This is a genomic window from Emticicia sp. 21SJ11W-3 (genome assembly GCF_024138715.1).
Lineage (GTDB): Bacteria > Bacteroidota > Bacteroidia > Cytophagales > Spirosomataceae > Emticicia > Emticicia fluvialis.
Window position 1 is genome coordinate 2,339,046 of the sequence record NZ_CP092074.1, and the last position, 17,101, is coordinate 2,356,146.

At 40.1% G+C, this 17,101-nt stretch carries 14 protein-coding genes; 7 read left to right on the plus strand and 7 right to left on the minus strand.

Translation table 11 applies throughout. From position 1 onward, the window contains the following. Positions 1-38: 38 nt before the first annotated feature. Both MB380_RS09880 and MB380_RS09885 read right to left on the minus strand, forming a co-directional pair. Positions 39-977: an NAD-dependent epimerase/dehydratase family protein gene (locus MB380_RS09880; protein ID WP_253535083.1), complete on the minus strand. Its 939-nt coding sequence runs from the start codon at positions 975-977 to the stop codon at positions 39-41. 66 nt (positions 978-1,043) lie between these two features. Further along, positions 1,044-1,613 carry a Crp/Fnr family transcriptional regulator gene (locus MB380_RS09885; RefSeq protein WP_253535086.1) on the minus strand — a complete coding sequence of 190 codons (570 nt, stop codon included), beginning with the start codon at positions 1,611-1,613 and terminating at the stop codon, positions 1,044-1,046. A gap of 134 nt (positions 1,614-1,747) precedes the next feature. On the opposite strand from MB380_RS09885, the gene MB380_RS09890 reads away from it, so the two are divergent. Beyond that, complete coding sequence (locus tag MB380_RS09890; protein WP_253535089.1) at positions 1,748-2,557, plus strand: metallophosphoesterase; 810 nt, start codon at positions 1,748-1,750, stop codon at positions 2,555-2,557. Positions 2,558-2,642: 85 nt separating this feature from the next. Here the strand turns inward: MB380_RS09890 and MB380_RS09895 are convergent, their stop codons facing one another. The 3 genes from MB380_RS09895 to MB380_RS09905 all read right to left on the minus strand — a co-directional run bounded on the left by MB380_RS09895 (position 2,643) and on the right by MB380_RS09905 (position 7,515). After that, positions 2,643-3,428, minus strand: coding sequence for a sialate O-acetylesterase (locus tag MB380_RS09895; RefSeq protein ID WP_253535091.1), 786 nt, complete (start codon positions 3,426-3,428; stop codon positions 2,643-2,645). Continuing rightward, positions 3,425-4,717, minus strand: a complete 1,293-nt coding sequence (locus tag MB380_RS09900; RefSeq protein ID WP_253535094.1) for a Na+/H+ antiporter — start codon at positions 4,715-4,717, stop codon at positions 3,425-3,427. Before MB380_RS09900 ends, MB380_RS09895 begins: the two co-directional genes overlap by 4 nt. A gap of 98 nt (positions 4,718-4,815) precedes the next feature. Then, entirely contained in the window at positions 4,816-7,515 is a 2,700-nt protein-coding gene (locus tag MB380_RS09905) for a carboxypeptidase-like regulatory domain-containing protein (RefSeq protein ID WP_253535097.1), read from the minus strand. Between the two features lie 279 nt (positions 7,516-7,794). Between MB380_RS09905 and MB380_RS09910 the strand changes: the two genes are divergently transcribed. From MB380_RS09910 to pgi, 4 genes are all read left to right on the plus strand, one after another. Continuing rightward, positions 7,795-8,337, plus strand: a complete 543-nt coding sequence (locus tag MB380_RS09910; RefSeq protein WP_253535099.1) for a hypothetical protein — start codon at positions 7,795-7,797, stop codon at positions 8,335-8,337. A 183-nt stretch (positions 8,338-8,520) separates the two neighbouring features. Continuing rightward, a complete protein-coding gene (locus MB380_RS09915; RefSeq protein ID WP_253535102.1) occupies positions 8,521-9,156 on the plus strand; it encodes a peroxiredoxin in 636 nt (211 codons plus the stop codon). A 125-nt stretch (positions 9,157-9,281) separates the two neighbouring features. Beyond that, positions 9,282-10,088: a glycoside hydrolase family 25 protein gene (locus MB380_RS09920; RefSeq protein WP_253535105.1), complete on the plus strand. Its 807-nt coding sequence runs from the start codon at positions 9,282-9,284 to the stop codon at positions 10,086-10,088. A gap of 76 nt (positions 10,089-10,164) precedes the next feature. Next, a complete protein-coding gene (gene pgi, locus MB380_RS09925; RefSeq protein WP_253535108.1) occupies positions 10,165-11,808 on the plus strand; it encodes a glucose-6-phosphate isomerase in 1,644 nt (547 codons plus the stop codon). Positions 11,809-12,275: 467 nt separating this feature from the next. Here the strand turns inward: pgi and MB380_RS09930 are convergent, their stop codons facing one another. Both MB380_RS09930 and MB380_RS09935 read right to left on the minus strand, forming a co-directional pair. Beyond that, complete coding sequence (locus tag MB380_RS09930) at positions 12,276-13,214, minus strand: formylglycine-generating enzyme family protein (RefSeq protein WP_253535111.1); 939 nt, start codon at positions 13,212-13,214, stop codon at positions 12,276-12,278. A 48-nt stretch (positions 13,215-13,262) separates the two neighbouring features. Then, positions 13,263-14,621 (minus strand): hypothetical protein, encoded by a 1,359-nt coding sequence (locus MB380_RS09935; RefSeq protein WP_253535114.1) that lies wholly within the window; start codon positions 14,619-14,621, stop codon positions 13,263-13,265. Positions 14,622-14,748: 127 nt separating this feature from the next. On the opposite strand from MB380_RS09935, the gene MB380_RS09940 reads away from it, so the two are divergent. After that, positions 14,749-15,897 (plus strand): glycosyltransferase family 4 protein, encoded by a 1,149-nt coding sequence (locus MB380_RS09940; protein ID WP_253535117.1) that lies wholly within the window; start codon positions 14,749-14,751, stop codon positions 15,895-15,897. Then, positions 15,884-16,936: an acyltransferase gene (locus MB380_RS09945; RefSeq protein ID WP_253535119.1), complete on the plus strand. Its 1,053-nt coding sequence runs from the start codon at positions 15,884-15,886 to the stop codon at positions 16,934-16,936. Before MB380_RS09940 ends, MB380_RS09945 begins: the two co-directional genes overlap by 14 nt. Positions 16,937-17,101 lie beyond the last annotated feature (165 nt).

Sequence of the window (17,101 nt, forward strand, 5' to 3'; positions counted from 1 at the left end):
TTCATGGCTGCCTTTTAGTTATTACAACGCATTAAAAATCAAAAAACCGGTTTTTTTCTCAATATTTCCAGGGTTTCCTTTACACCATCCTGATAACTCGTCGGCTTTACTTTGAAGTACTTTTCAAACTTGCTGCTATCAAAAAAATAGTCTCTGTCGAATTGATAACGCATCTCATACATCTCTTTCATAAAACGTACAAAAAGGCCAGTTACCCAAACCATCCATGCAGGTATTAACTGGTATCTGGCGCTTTTGCCCATTTCACGGGCAAACAACTCAATCCATTCTTCTCCTGTCAGGCTGTGTTTATCAGTCGGTAAATTCCATATCTGGTTATAGGCTTCAGCAGTATTGCCCAACAGGGCGGTAGCTTTGGCGGCATCGTACACATATATAAAAGAGTGCTTTACTTTGGCATTGAACATCCACTGTGCTTTTTTGCCGGCAATCAGGTTTTTATATATCAGTTCAACAGGCATGCTTCTGTCTTTTACGGCTCCGTAAAAATCTGGTGCACGGGCTATAATGGCTTTCAGGTTTCGGTTTCCAATGGCATTCAATATCAATTTATTGAGCTGCATGCGCATTTCGCCTTTTTTACTGGTAGGGCTGAACGGAGAATTTTCAGTGATGTGCTTTACGTTATTGCCGCCTATCATATATACACTATCAAAAAACACAAGCCTGGCGTTGTTTTCAATGCAGGCATCAATCACGTTTGTCATCAGGGCTATCCAATACTTTTTCCATACTTTCAGGTTGTATTCAAAACCAACGGTAAGATATACAATTTCAGACCCCTTAATGGCTTTGAAAACCTCTTCTTTTACAGTAAGGTCGGCAGAGAGAATGGTGTCCGTATCGTTTATTTTCTTCGGATTACGGCTTACCAGACGAATATCATTTGTATAGTTTTTGAGTGCTTTGGCGAGTTCGGTACCTATGGCACCGCTGGCTCCTAAAATAGTTTGCATAAGGCGTTTTGTTTAATTTGATAATGCAAATTTGAGTAACAAAAGCCTTGTTGGTCTTGACAAAAATCAAGAAATGGTTTTACGCCTGATACGGCTGAAAGTTTCGGGGGTCATGCCCAGCATAGAGGCAAGGTATTGTAACGGAACCTGATTAAATAATTCTTTATTTTGCTCGAAGAAAAACTGATAACGTTCTTCGGCAGACATGGAAAGATGCCGGAAGATGCGGTCTTCTAACATAATAAAGCAACGGGCTATGAAGAGTTTTTCAAGCAGGTGCCATTTCGGAATCCGTGAGCCAAGACGGCTGTAATCTTCTTTGCTGATGGTAAATAGTTCGGTGTCTGTTAGTGCCTGAATAGTCCAGCGGGCTGGTTTTTCGAAAACAAAGCTGGCAAGGTCAGTTGTGAAATATCCTGCGGTAGAAATCCACTGGGTAACCTCTCTGTCATCGGTTGTGGCATAAATCCTTATCAGGCCAGACCTGACAAAACTCATTTTTTTACAATAACGGCCCGTTTTTAGATAAAAGTCTCCTTTTTTTAGGGTTTGCGGTTTAAATAACGAACTAATGTGCAGTAGGTCTTCTTCTTCTACTCCAAAATAAGAATTAATGTATCTTTCTAACTCTGTCATAACCTGTGTCTGGCTTGCGTGTAACTAGGCTTGGTATACGAACCATTTTTTACTGATTCTTAATACGGCCACTCAAATTAAGAATAATATTTTATGTAGTTTTGAAAAATCTAAAACTTAACACCTATTTGCTCATGGAACGCCGCGATTTTATTAAAAATATTTCTCTGGCAACACTCTTATTGGCCGATGGCAGCATCTTACCGGCACTGGGTGCTGATGCCTTTGCAAAAAAGCCGAAATTAAGATTTGCAGTGGCATCAGACGGCCACTACGGACAAGCCAAAACCGACTTTGAACAGTATTTTGCTACTGCCGTAAACCAGATTAATGCACAACATAAAAAATCAAAACTTGATTTTTGCGTTTTTAACGGCGACGTTATTCATGATAATCCTGATTTTTTGCCCGCTTCAAAAAAAGCGCTTGACGGCCTGCAAATGCCTTATTATGTAACCCAGGGAAACCATGACCGCGTTGAACCGCAGATTTGGGAAGATACCTGGAAAATGGCGCTCGATTATGATTTTACATCCAAAAACAATGCTTTTTTGCTAGGTACTACTTCTAACGTGAAAGGTCAGTACCTTTGCCCGAATGTGAGCTGGTTCAGAAACAAACTGGAAGAGCATAAAGACAAAAAGAATGTATTTATTTTTGTGCATATAACGCCGGTAAAATGGACAGACAATGGCAAAGACTGTGTGGAGTTTCAGGAATTGCTTAAACAGTATAAAAATGTAAGAGCGGTTTTTAACGGGCATGACCACGACCAGGAAGGGGTAAAGTTAAAAGATGGCATACCTTATATGTTTGACTCGCACATCGGAGGCAGTTGGGGTACGTCTTATCGTGGATTCAGAATTGTTGAGCTAAACAAAAATAATGACATTCTTACTTATCTTCTCAATCCTGTTGATATAATTAATCTGGATAATTTCTGAAATTGAATATCCTTATTTTAAAAAAGCAGGGAGACGGAGAATCCAGAAGAGTATTGTCTCCTTGCTTTTTTTAATGGTTAAATAACTACTTTTTCAATTTCAGATAAGCCTCGGCGTATCTTTGACCCATCTGGCGCTGGCCATCTGAGTTGAAATGCACAAAGTCTCCTTTATGGGTCAGGTCGCTGGTAATGATTAATGCTGTATGCGGGTCTGATGCCACATATTTTTTCATAATATCATTAATAGCACTCCAGTTTTCAGGTGTTTTAGAATAAGAACCCAGTTCGCCTAAAATTATGGGTAGTTTATCATTGCCAGCATAAGACCTGAAAATACCAAATAGTTTCCGGAGGTTTTGTTCATAAACCGGTATTCGCTTGGCAGTGGCGTCACTTTCTCCCTGATGCCAGATAATGCCTTTAACTATGCCTTTTGTTTTGGCAAATGCCATTTTTTCTTTGAAATTGGTCAACAAACGAACTTTTCTTTGAACCGAATCACCTAGCCACTGGCCTATATAGCTACCCCCAACAGCTGTGGGTATTAATAAAATTGTTACCTTTTTGTTAATGTTCTTTTGCAGGGTTTTGGCAAAAGATAGTCCACAGTCAAGCCCTTTCATGTTTGGTTCATAAAAATGAATAGGTTCTTTGGCTTTTATAATATTATTGTCTTTATCAATGGTTAGTATTTTTTCGTCAGTGAGGGTATCCTGGGCTTCAACTGCCCCTCTGCCGGCCATGTTAGATTGCCCGGCCATCAGAAAAACCCAGGTTTCTGTTTTCTGTTGGCCTTTTGTATTGTTTTTAGTTGAGTGGCAGGCAATAAGCCCGGCTAGCATGAGTAGGGTACAAATAAATAATTTCATAGTGTCAGGTTGTCGGTTTTATGTTGGGTTTTATTTAAAATTTTCACCAGCAGCGGCAGAGTCAGCCCCTGCACAATAAGCGTAATAAGTACAACTACAATTGATATAAATATAACTGCATCTCTTTGCATAAAAGGGCTGCCATCCTGCAGAACAAACGGCAGCGAAAGCGCCGATGCCAGTGAGACTATTCCGCGCATACCAGCCCAGCCAATAATTAATGAATTTCTCCAGTCAATTTGTTCATCTCCATATAGCCTGGTTCTGAAACCCATCAAATTCTGCGTGCGTTTATCAATGGCTTTTTTTAAGTTATTACTATGCCCGAAAATCCAGGCAATTCGCAGCACAAGCATAATGAAGGCAATCAGAAAACTGTAGCCTATGTAAGGCATAATATCGGTGTGATTGATACTTTTAATAACATGCGGAAACTCAAGGCCTATAAGGATGAAAATCAGTCCATTGAGCAAAAATATGATTACGTCCCAGAAAGCCTTGTTTTGTTTTTTGGTTTCAACTGAAACCAGCCTGCCTGAATGCACTGCCAATGTTATACCCAGTGTTACCGCAGAAAGCACACCAGATACATGAAATTCTTCGGCCAGCAGATAAGCAATAAACGGAGATAACAAAATGGCGCTGATGGCTATGAGATTATTTTGATATACCCTCAGAAGAAAGAAGGCGAGTATGCGGCCAATGCAAATACCAACAAATATGCCCCCCAGTGCTACCCAGACAAACTGCAACTGGGCTTTCCAGAGTACAAAGCTGGTGCCTGTAATGGCAGCCACTGCAAAGCGGAAAGCAATAAGCCCCGAGGCATCATTTACCAGGCTTTCGCCTTCAAGTATAGTAATTGTTCTGTGAGACAAACCTAAGCCTTTGGTTACGTTGGTTGCCGCTACTGCATCCGGCGGCGACAAAATGGCCCCAAGTGCAAACGCCACCGGCCATGCAATACCGGGTATGAGGTAATGTGCAATGACAGCTATGGCTGTTGTGGTTAAAAAAACAAGCGGAATAGCCAGCGTGCTTACGGTTGAGAGGTTTTTGTGAAGGTCTTTATAGGATATATTAAAGGCGGCGTCGAACAGTAAAGGAGGTAGAAATATCAGGAATATGATTTCGGGGTTAATAACTACGGTTGGCACACCGGGCAAAAAACCAATGCCTATGCCGGCAGTTACAAGTAGAATTGGGTACGAAACTTTTATGCGGGTAGCCACAGCTGATAAAACTATCATGATACCCAGAATAAACAAAACAATGCTATAGTTTTCCATTTCATTCAGTTTGCGTAGAAAGGGGCAAAGAAGAATAAAATTCGGTAAAAACAAAAATTATCTGTATAAATGATGGCGCAGGTTAAGCTATTTTTAATTTACTTTTTGGTTGTTATCACAATTACGCCATTGCCGCCCCTGGCACCGAAAATAGATGCACTGCTGTATTTCATGGCTCCGAGACTCTGGATATCGCGCACATTAATAGAATTTAATAGCGTGTTTATACGCTCAGGGTTGTCTACCAGATTACCATCCAATAACAAAGCCGCGGGTTGAAAAGCGCTTTTAAAAGACATGGCACTCGAAAAAGCTGCCGTGTAGGTGGCGGTGTTCGGGTCATATTTAACTATCATGCCGGGTATCCTTTTCAATAAATCAAAAATGGTAAGGCTCATATCCTGCTCTAGTATCTTTACATTGAAATCGTTGGCAAGGCTACCATACCCGGTGGCTTTTTCTTCTTCAATAGTTGTTTTCTTAAACAAAATACCATTGCCTGCCAGCTTATTAACTATTTCAGTATTGACAGTTTGTACATTTGGCGCAGGCTTAGTACTTATCATGTCAGCGGCATCAAAATCTATTCTGTTAACATTGGGTAGGTCCGGACTAAAATCATCAGGCAAACTGCCTGATAAACCTCTGTAAGCCCAGAAATCACGAATTTCAGTGTTGTTATCATTCGTTATGGTGCCATCTGCCGTAAATTCAAGATAGAAATTCTGTAATATAATCTGTGACCGTTTGTAAGGGTAGTCAACAAATGTAAGCCTTAGCGGCTCGTTTCTGTTTGTAAGAAACACCAGAAGCGGATAATCTGAGTGCAGATAAAAGCGATTTGCGGTGGCGTCAAACTTGCACAATTCGTTGGCGGTGCAGGATACCAACGAGCTGTCGGCCACTTCAGACTTAACCGTAACATAGGTATCGTAAATATCCTGAATTTTAAGCATTTTAAAAACTTCAAATCCATTTTCTTTCAGCTTGTTTTGACCTAACGATACAAGGAAATACTTTAGTGATTCCTGATAAACCTTTAACTGGTTTTTTTCCCAGCTTATCCTCTGTTTATCATCTTTTGGTGCTAGTTTTTCAAAATATTTATCTCCGGTTATCTGGTTTTCTTTACCGTTATTTTCAAAGTGAGTCAGTTGATAAGTTATTTTATAACCAAGCGCATTGTTTTGCATAATAAGTGGTCTGGTTGCCTGGGCTGTCAGTTTTTTTGGCTCCTCCTGAGCAAAGTTTACCACTTCCGGATTCAATATCTCGCAGTTTTCAGTAAACAACGTTGGGGCCATGTCCATGCCGGGGTCGCCGAGTAAAGCCTTCTCAAAAGTTTTCCAGTTTCTTTGAAAATCTCTGTTTTTCTCGTTGGCAACAGAAAAATTATCAGGTTTAAGGTTGATATTCAATAGCCTGGTATGGTCGCCGGCGTTGAATGATTCTTTTGCCAATAAAAACCCGGGGCTTGTAACCAGCATTTCTAACACCTGGATTGTGGCCGGAACCCTCAGCGTGAATTTCCCTTCCGCATTGGTTTTTGTACCGGTACTGGTATGATTCATAAATACATCGGCATTGGCAACTGCCAAGCCCCCCGGTGCAGTTACTTTGCCACTAACAAACCAGAATTTCCGGTCATTTTCTGCAAAAAGGTTGGCTAATAAATCGGGCGAGGCATCCTGTGGCACAACCACTTCATCTTCGTAATCGTCAGGCAGTAAATTTGAGAAACCTTCGTTGCCCCAATGGTCGGTTACAACCATACTATTGGGTTTTGTAATCCATCCATTGGCGGTAAATTCAATCGAGTCAAGGGGCAAAGAAATCTGCGAATATTTGTAGGGATAATCTCTGAACACCGGTACTGTATTAAAGTTGTCTAGCAGAAAAACCAGCAACGGTTTTTTGGAATGCAGAATATACCGCCTTGAAAGACTATCATAACTGCACAGGCTATCGGCAGTGGTTTTATAAAGGTTACCTTCTTTCAGTTCGTTTGCCACGCTTGTTCTGCTGTATAATCCTTCTCTGATTTTGTTCTCCTGAAAAACCTCAAATCCATTAACCGATAATTTGTTTTTTGCCAGCGACACCAGAAAATTTCTTAAAGAGTTGTTATAGGCACGGCTTCTTAGTTTCTTCCACCGGTTTGCCTGTTTATCATCTTTGGGTTTCAGGTGTTCAAAGAATTTGTCTCCGGCAAAATAAGTCAGCTTCCCGTTAGATATAAACGTTTCCATCTGAAACATAATCTTATATCCCAACCCTTTATTTACAATAAAAATTGGCTCGCTGGCGGTAGCAATTACGTTTTTGTCTTTGTCGTATTCAAGTCTTACTGCCTCCTGATTCTGTATCTCGCAGTCGTTGGTAAATTGAGAATCACCCAGTACACCGTCTTTAAAAATCTTCCACTTTTTCTTCCAGTCGCGGTCTCTTTTGGCGGTTACTTTTACTTCATTCAGCACAGTAGACCCCTCGAGCAAAAATATGACACCCCGTACCAGTTCATTTGGCTGCAATACTTTTTTTAATGTATTATACCCAATAAATGAAACCACAACTTCTATTTTCTGAATAGACTTTGGTATTTTCAGTACAAAACTGCCATCGGCTTTTGTGGTAGTACCTATAGAGGTATTGTTTACATATACATTCACAAATTCTATTGGGGTTTTGTCAATTTCCAGCACTTTACCTTTCAGCGTCCGTGTGTTTTCCTGCGCCAGGGTTAAAGTAAGGCAGGTTAACTGTAGCAAAATACACAAGAGGGTGAAACGCTGTTTCATAAATTTACAGATTCTGATAAGCTGGTACCAATCAGGCCTTTTTTTAAGGTTTTATTCAAATGTACTAATTTTTTGTAAGCACACTTCCAAACTGCAAATGATTTATTTTGTAGGTGGGTCAGTACGAATTTGAGAGGAATGAATTAGGTTTTATAAAAATAAATCAAAAATATCTTTGAATTGTAATATATTATTTCTAAATTAAAACCAGAGTTTTGTAGTGATACAGTTAAGCTAGTTTTCTATAACGGAGTTTTTTCACTCTTTAAATTATCTACCATGAAAACGAATTTATTATCGCTCATGCTGATTTCAGCACTTGCTTATGCCTGCCAGACAGCCAATTCTTCATCCAACAGTTTTCAGGACACCGAGAACGAAAAAAAAGAAATAATGGCTGTAATTGAATCTGAAACCGATTGTTTTTTTAAGCGCGACTACAACTGCTGGCAAGAAAAATTTGCTCATTCAGACTATGCCTATCAGGCCTGGAGCAATGCCGACGGTACTTTTGATGCCAGCGTAGGTTGGGAGAATATCAATAAAAACCTGGGGAAATCTATTAAGGAGAATCCAAAAGAGAAAGAAGAGGCTGGCCACAGCCACCCGATTGTGAAACGAAAAAACGTACGTGTTAAGTTTTATGGTAACAATGCGGCACATCTTACCTGGGACCAATACAATAGCGACCGCAACAAACAATACTACCTGCAAAGCAAGGAGGTACGCCTGATGGAAAAGATTGACGGACAATGGAAAATTGTAAATGTTTCTGCCTTCTGGAATTACAAAAACAAAATTCCATTGGCGCAGGTAAGGTAGTGGAAAGGTGAAAGGGGGCTTCGGAAGAAGCCTCTTTTTGTTGATAAGATAATGTATAGGTACCCAATATTTTCTGCACAATTTTTGAGTACATTTGGAACTAAATAGCATTTAAATTCATTATCTACTAAACTAGTAGATTATTGCTATTAAATATTATTCATCTTTTAAATATAAAAGCTTATGTCACTCAGATTAGGAGATATCGCACCAGACTTTACAGCAGAAACTACCCAGGGAACCATTAATTTTCATGAATGGCTTGGTAACTCTTGGGGTCTTTTATTTTCTCACCCTGCCGATTTTACTCCGGTTTGTACAACCGAACTAGGCAAAACCGCACTTTTAAAAGGCGATTTTGAGAAAAGAAATGTTAAGGTAATTGCTGTTTCGGTTGATGACCTTGATTCTCATAACAAATGGGTGCCGGATATTCAGGAAGTAAACAACGTAGTGGTTAATTTCCCTATTATTGCAGACCAGGGCCGTAATGTAGCCACGTTATATGATATGATTCACCCGAATGCTTCTGAAAAAGCTACCGTTCGGTCTGTTTTTGTAATTGGACCTGACAAAAAAATAAAATTAACGCTTACTTATCCGGCTTCAACGGGTCGTAATTTTCAGGAGATTCTCCGTGTGATAGATTCTTTGCAGTTAACTGCTAATTATCAGGTGGCTACTCCGGCTGATTGGAAAGATGGCGACGACACCATTATTGTTCCGGCGGTTTCTACAGAAGATGCCATTGCCAAGTTTCCGAAGGGTGTAAATGTGGTAAAACCTTACCTGCGCTACACGCCTCAACCAAATAAATAATATTATATTGTTATATTTTAACAGAAAACCGGTGGTGTAAACCTCCGGTTTTTATTTTTTGATTATTTTTGCGGATTGTTTATAATTTTGCTTCACCAGAATTAATATTTGCGTTGCTGCCTTGAATGAAGACCCAGAAAAAAAACTCCGCCCGGACACCCAAACAAAAGCAGTCGGTAGCAAGGCAGGTTCTGGGTTTAAAGAGTCTTTACATACTAACGGGTATATTGATTGTGGCGGCGTACTATTTTTATGTAAGAGACGCTGAGCAATGGACATACGTTAAGGATTTTGGTATTAAAGTTCCGATGCGGTATAGCATACATGGTATTGATGTGTCGCACCATAATAGTAAAATAAACTGGCAAAAGCTGAATAAAGGCAATAGTGAAGTTGAAATCAGTTTTTGCTTCATAAAAGCAACCGAAGGCGCAAAGCTGAAAGATAAAGACTTTAATAAAAACTGGAAAGAAGCCAAAAAGGCAGGTTTCATAAGAGGTGCCTATCATTTTTATGTTCCTTGGGCTGACCCCGTGGCGCAGGCTCAGAACTTTATCAGCACAGTTAATTTAGAAAAAGGCGATTTTGTACCCGTTATTGATTTTGAGGTGCACGGCACGAGTCGTAAAGTCAGGAAAAACCTGGTGGCAAACGTTACCACCTTTAGCGAGTACCTCAAAAGCCACTATGGTGTTACGCCCATTATTTATACCAACCGACATATTTACCGGCAGTATGTAAAAAGTAATTTTGATAACCACCCACTCTGGATTTCAGATTATGACAGCCGCAGGCTTGAAGGTTATAACGAAGCAAGTCTGATTCTCTGGCAGCATAGCACCAATGGGCGTGTGGCAGGTATAAGCGGCGATGTAGATTTTAATGTTTTTGTGGCTTCTGAAAGCCAATTAGACGATATTTGTATTAAATAAAGATTATTCCTATCCCCTGAGGAACAATTAACTAATCAAATTAAGCCTCATTTCAGGGGGCTGAGGTATTCATACTATGCTACCTACTACAAATTTTACGCAAACGCCTGCATTTAAGAAACTTAAAAGTCATCATAAAACCATTAGTAAAAAGCAATTAAAAGAACTTTTTGCTGAAGATCAGAACCGATTCAAGAAATATTCAATCAGATTCAACGATTTACTGGTCGATTTCTCCAAGAACAACATCAACGGTCGTACACTTTCGTATCTTACCGACCTTGCCCGCGAATGTAACCTGCAGGAAGCCATTGAGCAGATGTTCTCAGGCGCAAAAATTAACCAGACAGAAAACCGCGCGGTGCTTCATGTGGCTTTGCGCAACAGAAGCAACACACCGATACTGGTTGATGGGGCGGACGTAATGCCTGATGTAAATGAGGTATTGGCCAAAATGAAAGATTTTTCAGAAAAAGTAAACGCTGGCGCCTGGAAAGGGTATACCGGTAAATCAATTACCGACATTGTAAATATTGGTATAGGTGGCTCAGACCTGGGCCCGGTAATGGCAACTGAGGCGCTTAAACCTTATGCCAAAAATCTGAAAGTGCATTTTGTGTCTAACGTTGATGGCACTCATATTGCTGAAACTTTAAAGGGGGTGTCGCCTGAAACAACACTCTTCATGATAGCTTCCAAGACTTTTACAACCCAGGAGACAATGGCTAATGCGCATTCAGCACGTGCCTGGTTCCTGAAAACAGCCTCTGATGAAGCCTTTGTAAAGAAACACTTTGTGGCAATTTCAACTAACCGCACCGAAGTAGAAAAATTTGGTATTGACCCTGCCAATATGTTTGGGTTCTGGGATTGGGTAGGAGGGCGCTACTCGCTTTGGTCGGCCATCGGGCTTTCAATTGCCTGCTACATTGGGTTTGAAAACTTTGAAGCGCTGTTATCTGGTGCGCATGACATGGACAACCACTTCAGAACCACACCGTTTCAGAAAAATATACCTGTGGTATTGGCACTGCTTGGGGTTTGGTACAATAACTTTTATGGGGCTGAGTCTCATGCCATTTTGCCTTATGACCAATATATGCACCGCTTTGCTGCGTATTTCCAACAAGGAGATATGGAATCGAACGGTAAATATGTCGATAGAAATGGTAATCAGGTTAATTATCAGACAGGACCTATCATCTGGGGTGAGCCAGGTACAAACGGACAGCATGCCTTTTATCAGTTAATACACCAGGGTACTAAATTAATACCTGCCGATTTCATCGCACCGGCCATTTCGCATAATCAACTGGGCGAACACCATAAAATGTTACTTTCTAATTTCTTTGCGCAAACCGAAGCCTTAATGAACGGCAAGACTCTGGATGAGGTTTTGGGTGAACTGAAAGGGAAGTCTCAGGAAGAAATAGATAAAATAGCCCCTTATAAGGTTTTTCAGGGGAACAGACCAACCAACTCAATATTGGTTAAGAAAATAACTCCCAAAACACTGGGTAGCCTGATTGCCATGTACGAACACAAGATTTTTGTGCAGGGGGTTATCTGGAACATCTTTAGTTTCGACCAATGGGGTGTTGAACTTGGTAAACAGTTAGCCAACAAAATTTATCCTGAATTGCAGGACGAAGCAGCCATATTAACCCATGATAGCTCAACCAATGGTTTGATAAACCAATATAAAAAATGGCGTAAATAAAATGATGAACATAACCCGCTAAAAGCAAGCGGGTTATGTTTTATTGTAGTTTTTCATTTTTTATTGAAAAAACAATTTTATTAGAATTTATAAAAAAAATAAGTTTACATTTGGAAATGCAAAAACTGTGTTTTAATTTAGACTCAGAATTACAAATATGCTTTCCTAATTAAATAAAAACGTTGGATGCCTCAATAGTAGCCAGTCGTTGCGAGAACGCAAGTTCATCCGGAAATCCGCGTAAAGTTATCATGCTGTTATGGGAGATGCCCAGGTGTCTCCCTTTAACAGATAAACTTCACAAAACGCTCTATTCAACAGCCCTCTGCCGATTTAGTCATCTCCTCAAATAAAATGTTGAGTTCCCCTTTTTAAATGCTATAAGTTTTTTGCAGGTAACTTAGAAAATAAGTAGAAGTGTAAGCAAACAGTTTGATAAGTCAGTCAACTGTAATTGAGTGGCTGATTCAGATATCCTTCACGCATCTGAAACCCACGTGCATGAGGCTTGTTTCTGGGCTGGTGAATGACCTGCCTGATACCCGGTAGCCATGACACCACGAGGGTTCACAAAGAAAAGAGCCGCCTCTTTGTACTTTTTCTTTTTTCTCAGCAACTGTGTCCACTTTGTTGGCAATGATTGTATGGTAATCGGTCCTCCAATCTTCGCACCATTCCCATACATTACCGCTGAGGTCAAACAATCCGAGAGGTGACTTGGCATAAGAACCAACCGGCGCAGCATAATGAAAACCATCAAGCGTTTTATCAAATTCAGGGAATGAGCCATTCCAGGTATTGGCAAGATAACTACCGTTAGCAACTATTTCATTTCCGAACGGATAATCCATTCTTGAATTGCTGCCATTGCGGGCTGCGTGTTCCCATTCAATTTCATAAGGCAGCCTTTTCCCGGCCCATTTAGCATAGGCGCTGGCATCATTCCACGAAACCTGCGTTACAGGATAATTATCTGCTGCTTTTGGTTTGTTTTTTCCAAAGGGATATTCCCAGTTTGCACCTTTGGCTAAAATCCACTGTTTGGTTTCTTCGTTCAGTATGCCGGCATCACCAAATTTTTCAGCCTCTGTCTTATAATGCGTAGCCACTATAAATTTCCTGAACTGCCCAACGGTAACTTCGTGCGCATCCATTAAGAAAGGCCTTACTTGTGCCCAGAAGGTCGGCTTTTCCCATTCAACACCTTCTTCAGAGCCAATAAGGGTAAATCCACCCGGCACATACACCATATCTGCTGGAATATCCTGCGGGGGTGCATTAACCACCGTTTTTTCAGTAGGCTCAACACTATAAATAGTAATATTTGAATTAAATGAATACCCCTCTGGTTCATTCCTGCAGGATAAATAGAGTACTGAGATTATTAATAGAGCAGTGTATTTCATAGTGTCATAAAGCAGCGTGGTGTGTAAAAGGGTAATTTTAACTTTCAATCAGGCAGAAACAGTTGAACCGGCAGGCTTGGTAACCACCACCTTTTTGTAATCTAAGGCAAAGCGCGCCACAAAGAGCATGACTGTCCACCGCTGGTAGTCGTAGGGCATTCCGAAAGTAAAGTTCTGAATAACCGTTGCCAGAAAAGTATAAGCAACAAACAAAGTAAAACCACAGGTTGGGTTAAGTACCTGCCTGCCCACCCAGGCCAGTAAAACCAGATGAATAATGGCAAAAAAAGAAAAACCTATGATACCCAGGTCGTTAAGTGTTTGAAAAAAGGGAGAGTCGATATACTTATGCTGATACCCTTGTCCTAATATTACACTTAGCCAGTCGCCGTCTTCAATTCTTTCATTCATGTCTTTAAACATGGCAGTGATATTGGTTACGCGAGTAGAGGCAGAATCATCGCCAGCCACAATAGTAGGAGTAGAAGGTTCTGTACCGGTTAGGGTCATAAAAATTTTCTCAACACGCTCAGTTATCAGGCCTGAAATATGACCAAAAAACTCGCTGAAACGTGTATGCTCAACCACATAATATACCAATAAAGCCGTTAATGCCAGTAAGGCAAAGCCTTTCAAGCCTGTTAACCATTTAAGCGATTTATAAATGTTATTTGAATTGAAGCTGGAAATGTAATATAAAAAGAAGAAAATACCCGTAACCAGAATCATGGCCATTGCCTGGCAAAGCGCCAGCACAACCAATAATAAAAATACACAGCCCAGATACATTAACCGATACAGAATACGCTTCTCTTCTCGCAGCAGTATAACCCCGGCCACTAAACCGCAATAAGCGCTTTTGGCATAAATATGCGGGTTACCCATTGAAGACATGGCGTCGTCGCCGCTAAAGCTGATAGACGCACGCATACCTATTACATACATGGGGTTCTTGAAAATATAATAAAGCAAGCCAAGCCCGCCTATAACGCATATAATAAGTGTAATTTGAAGAAAGTTGTCTTTCAGGCTATTAATAGACGTACCAGCAAATATAAACATCGATAAAATGATGATGCCCTGATAAACAGCCTCAACCGTAGTATTGGTAAACCAACCCCTGTTAGGGGTATAAACAGCCAGATAAAAAACTGCCAGTATGGTATAGCCAATGCACATCAGATACCCAACCGTATTGGTCTGATACACTTTTTTAAGATTGAACGGTATGGCTATTAAAAGGCTGCCCATAGTAAAGGCGCCTGTAAAGGCTGTACTGCCCGGGGCTAGTTTTATGCCGTCTCTTAAAAAATATATTAACGGCCCGCCAAAAAAGAACAGGCTCAAACCTACGCTCTGGCGATACTTAAATAATTTATTGAGTATTAAATCTATAAACTTTATCATCCGTTAATATTTTTACAAATATACTCTCCGTGTTTATAAATGTTATTTATTATCCCTAAATTTTCTGTTTTAGGCGCATTTTTTCTTAATTTTGGCGCCGTCAATAATAAAGATAAACCGGCGTAGAATGAGGATACTTATTATTCATCAATACCTTTGGTCGCATTACAAAGGTAAAATTTATACAGAGCTCCAGAAAGTTGTCGATAGTAATAAAGGAGATGAATTATTAGTACTTCAAACCTCATTAAATGAAATAACCCGCGCTAATCTTGGGCCAGTCGATAGAAGTATCCATCAATACAATTACCAGGTACTGGTTGATGACTATTATGAGAACATTCCGAATCTTACCAGAGCAAAAAAAATGCTATATTGGGTTCGGAAATTCAAGCCAGATGTGGTAAATATTTCCGGCTATTATGAAGGCGGCATGAATACCGTACTTATTTACTGCCGGATGGTTGGTATAAAAGTAATTATTTCGGTTGATTCTACCGAAAACGATAATCCAAAAGTATGGTGGAAAGAAGCATTCAAGCGTTTTGTTGTTAATAAAGCACAAGGCTTTTTTTGTTATGGCTCTAAGGCCGCCGAATATATGCTTAAGTTTGGTGTAAAACCTCATCAGATTCTGCTGAAAAATAATGCTGTCGATAACGCAAAGGTTTTGTCTGTTTTTACAGATGCGCTGGCAGAACGTAATGTTTGGAAGCAAAAGTATCGGCTTAGGTCTTATAATTTTATTTATACAGGCAGGTTGATGACCATCAAGAATGTAGCCGGGCTTGTTACGGCCTATTCGCAGTTAAAGTCAAAAGACTGGGGCCTGATTATTCTGGGTGACGGCGCGGAAAAAGATAACCTACAAGCTTATGTTGCTTCTAATCACATAGATGGCGTAACGTTTATAGAAGGCCAGGCATGGTATAATGTGCCAAAATATATGGCAATGGCCGACGTCTTTGTTTTACCGAGTTACTCTGAACCCTGGGGATTGGTTGTGAATGAAGCGATGGTTTGCGGGCTTCCGGTTATAGTTTCTGAAAAGTGCGGTTCGGCATTCGACCTCGTTAAAAATGGCCTGAATGGCTATACTTTTAACCCCTATGATACTGCCCAACTGGCAGAATTAATGGCCGGTTTTATTGCTGAACCAGAAAAATTAAAGCAGTTTGGAAGTGTTTCTCAAGAAATAATCAGAGACTATTCGCCCGGGCAGGTAGCTCATCAAATGTATGATGGCTTTAAAAAGGTAATGAATGACTATCAATAGAACAAATAATTTCGATTTGCTCCGGCTCATTGCAGCTTTTCAGGTGCTAATATGGCATGGGGCTGTGCAGTTCAAGGTTTTCGATAACATGTGGGGTTTTCTGTCTTTGCTGTTTCATATACCGGGTGTTCCTATTTTTTTTACCATTAGCGGATTTTTAATCAGCCATTCTCTCGAGCGCAATCAGTTTAATCTCAAGAAATATTTCAAAAACCGGGCATTAAGAATTTATCCGGCCCTTTGGGTTTGTACAGCCATTACAGCCTTGCTGCTCATTTACTTTGTAAAGCCAATAATACTAAAAGACCTGCTTTTATGGCTGGCTGCACAGGTGTCTTTTTTGCAATTTTATGCAAGCCCTTCCTTAAAAACGTGGGGGGCGGGTCACCCGAACGGCAGCCTTTGGAGTGTAGCCGTTGAGCTACAGTTTTATCTGGTTTTGCCGGTGTTGCTGTATGTCATTAATCTACCTAGAAAACTATGGCAGACAAATTTACTACTGGCAGCTATTTTTGTTGTTTCTGTTATACTAAAGCTGGTTATTAATACCAATAGCTGGGTTTTAGCACATGAGCAGGTGCATAAGCTTTTTGGCAACACTGTGCTTTATTATCTGCACTTTTTTTTAACCGGCATTGCCATTTACAAGAACTTTACCTGGATTGAAAAACTGGTGAAGGATAAGGTTTTGATTTGGCTTATCATTTATGCCGCTTATGTATTAATAGCTTGCACTTGGCTTAAATTGTACGTAAACCCTTACGATGTTTCTGTATGGGGCATTATAGCCAATACGCTGCTATCTATGCTTAGTTTGTCTTTTGCTTTTTCATACATACATCTGAGCAAACGATTATTGCATGAGAATGATTTGTCTTATGGAATCTATATTTATCACCTGCCGGTTATTAACGTAATGCTGAGCTTAGGGTTTACCGGTAGTATATGGAATTTAATTGCGATGTCGGCAATTGTATGCCTGATATCATACTTTAGTTGGATATGGGTTGAGAAACCAGCCATGAAAGCTAAGTTTTAGCTACTTTTTATGTGCCGTGCTAAGCCCTTCAATGTTTGAGCAGCAAAAAGTAGGTACAAGTAAAATGTTTTTGAGGGCAGACAATTGAAAAGCGCTGTTACTATGTTAGCAGGATTATTTTTGATTAACAAAAACTTTTAACAAAGCCAGAGGTTTAATCTGATA

Coding starts and splice junctions, on each gene's coding strand:
- MB380_RS09880 (WP_253535083.1), bottom strand. CDS start 977: ATGCAAACTATTTTAGGAGCCAGCGGTGCCATAGGTACCGAACTCGCC.
- MB380_RS09885 (WP_253535086.1), bottom strand. CDS start 1,613: ATGACAGAGTTAGAAAGATACATTAATTCTTATTTTGGAGTAGAAGAA.
- MB380_RS09890 (WP_253535089.1), top strand. CDS start 1,748: ATGGAACGCCGCGATTTTATTAAAAATATTTCTCTGGCAACACTCTTA.
- MB380_RS09895 (WP_253535091.1), bottom strand. CDS start 3,428: ATGAAATTATTTATTTGTACCCTACTCATGCTAGCCGGGCTTATTGCC.
- MB380_RS09900 (WP_253535094.1), bottom strand. CDS start 4,717: ATGGAAAACTATAGCATTGTTTTGTTTATTCTGGGTATCATGATAGTT.
- MB380_RS09905 (WP_253535097.1), bottom strand. CDS start 7,515: ATGAAACAGCGTTTCACCCTCTTGTGTATTTTGCTACAGTTAACCTGC.
- MB380_RS09910 (WP_253535099.1), top strand. CDS start 7,795: ATGAAAACGAATTTATTATCGCTCATGCTGATTTCAGCACTTGCTTAT.
- MB380_RS09915 (WP_253535102.1), top strand. CDS start 8,521: ATGTCACTCAGATTAGGAGATATCGCACCAGACTTTACAGCAGAAACT.
- MB380_RS09920 (WP_253535105.1), top strand. CDS start 9,282: ATGAAGACCCAGAAAAAAAACTCCGCCCGGACACCCAAACAAAAGCAG.
- pgi (WP_253535108.1), top strand. CDS start 10,165: ATGCTACCTACTACAAATTTTACGCAAACGCCTGCATTTAAGAAACTT.
- MB380_RS09930 (WP_253535111.1), bottom strand. CDS start 13,214: ATGAAATACACTGCTCTATTAATAATCTCAGTACTCTATTTATCCTGC.
- MB380_RS09935 (WP_253535114.1), bottom strand. CDS start 14,621: ATGATAAAGTTTATAGATTTAATACTCAATAAATTATTTAAGTATCGC.
- MB380_RS09940 (WP_253535117.1), top strand. CDS start 14,749: ATGAGGATACTTATTATTCATCAATACCTTTGGTCGCATTACAAAGGT.
- MB380_RS09945 (WP_253535119.1), top strand. CDS start 15,884: ATGACTATCAATAGAACAAATAATTTCGATTTGCTCCGGCTCATTGCA.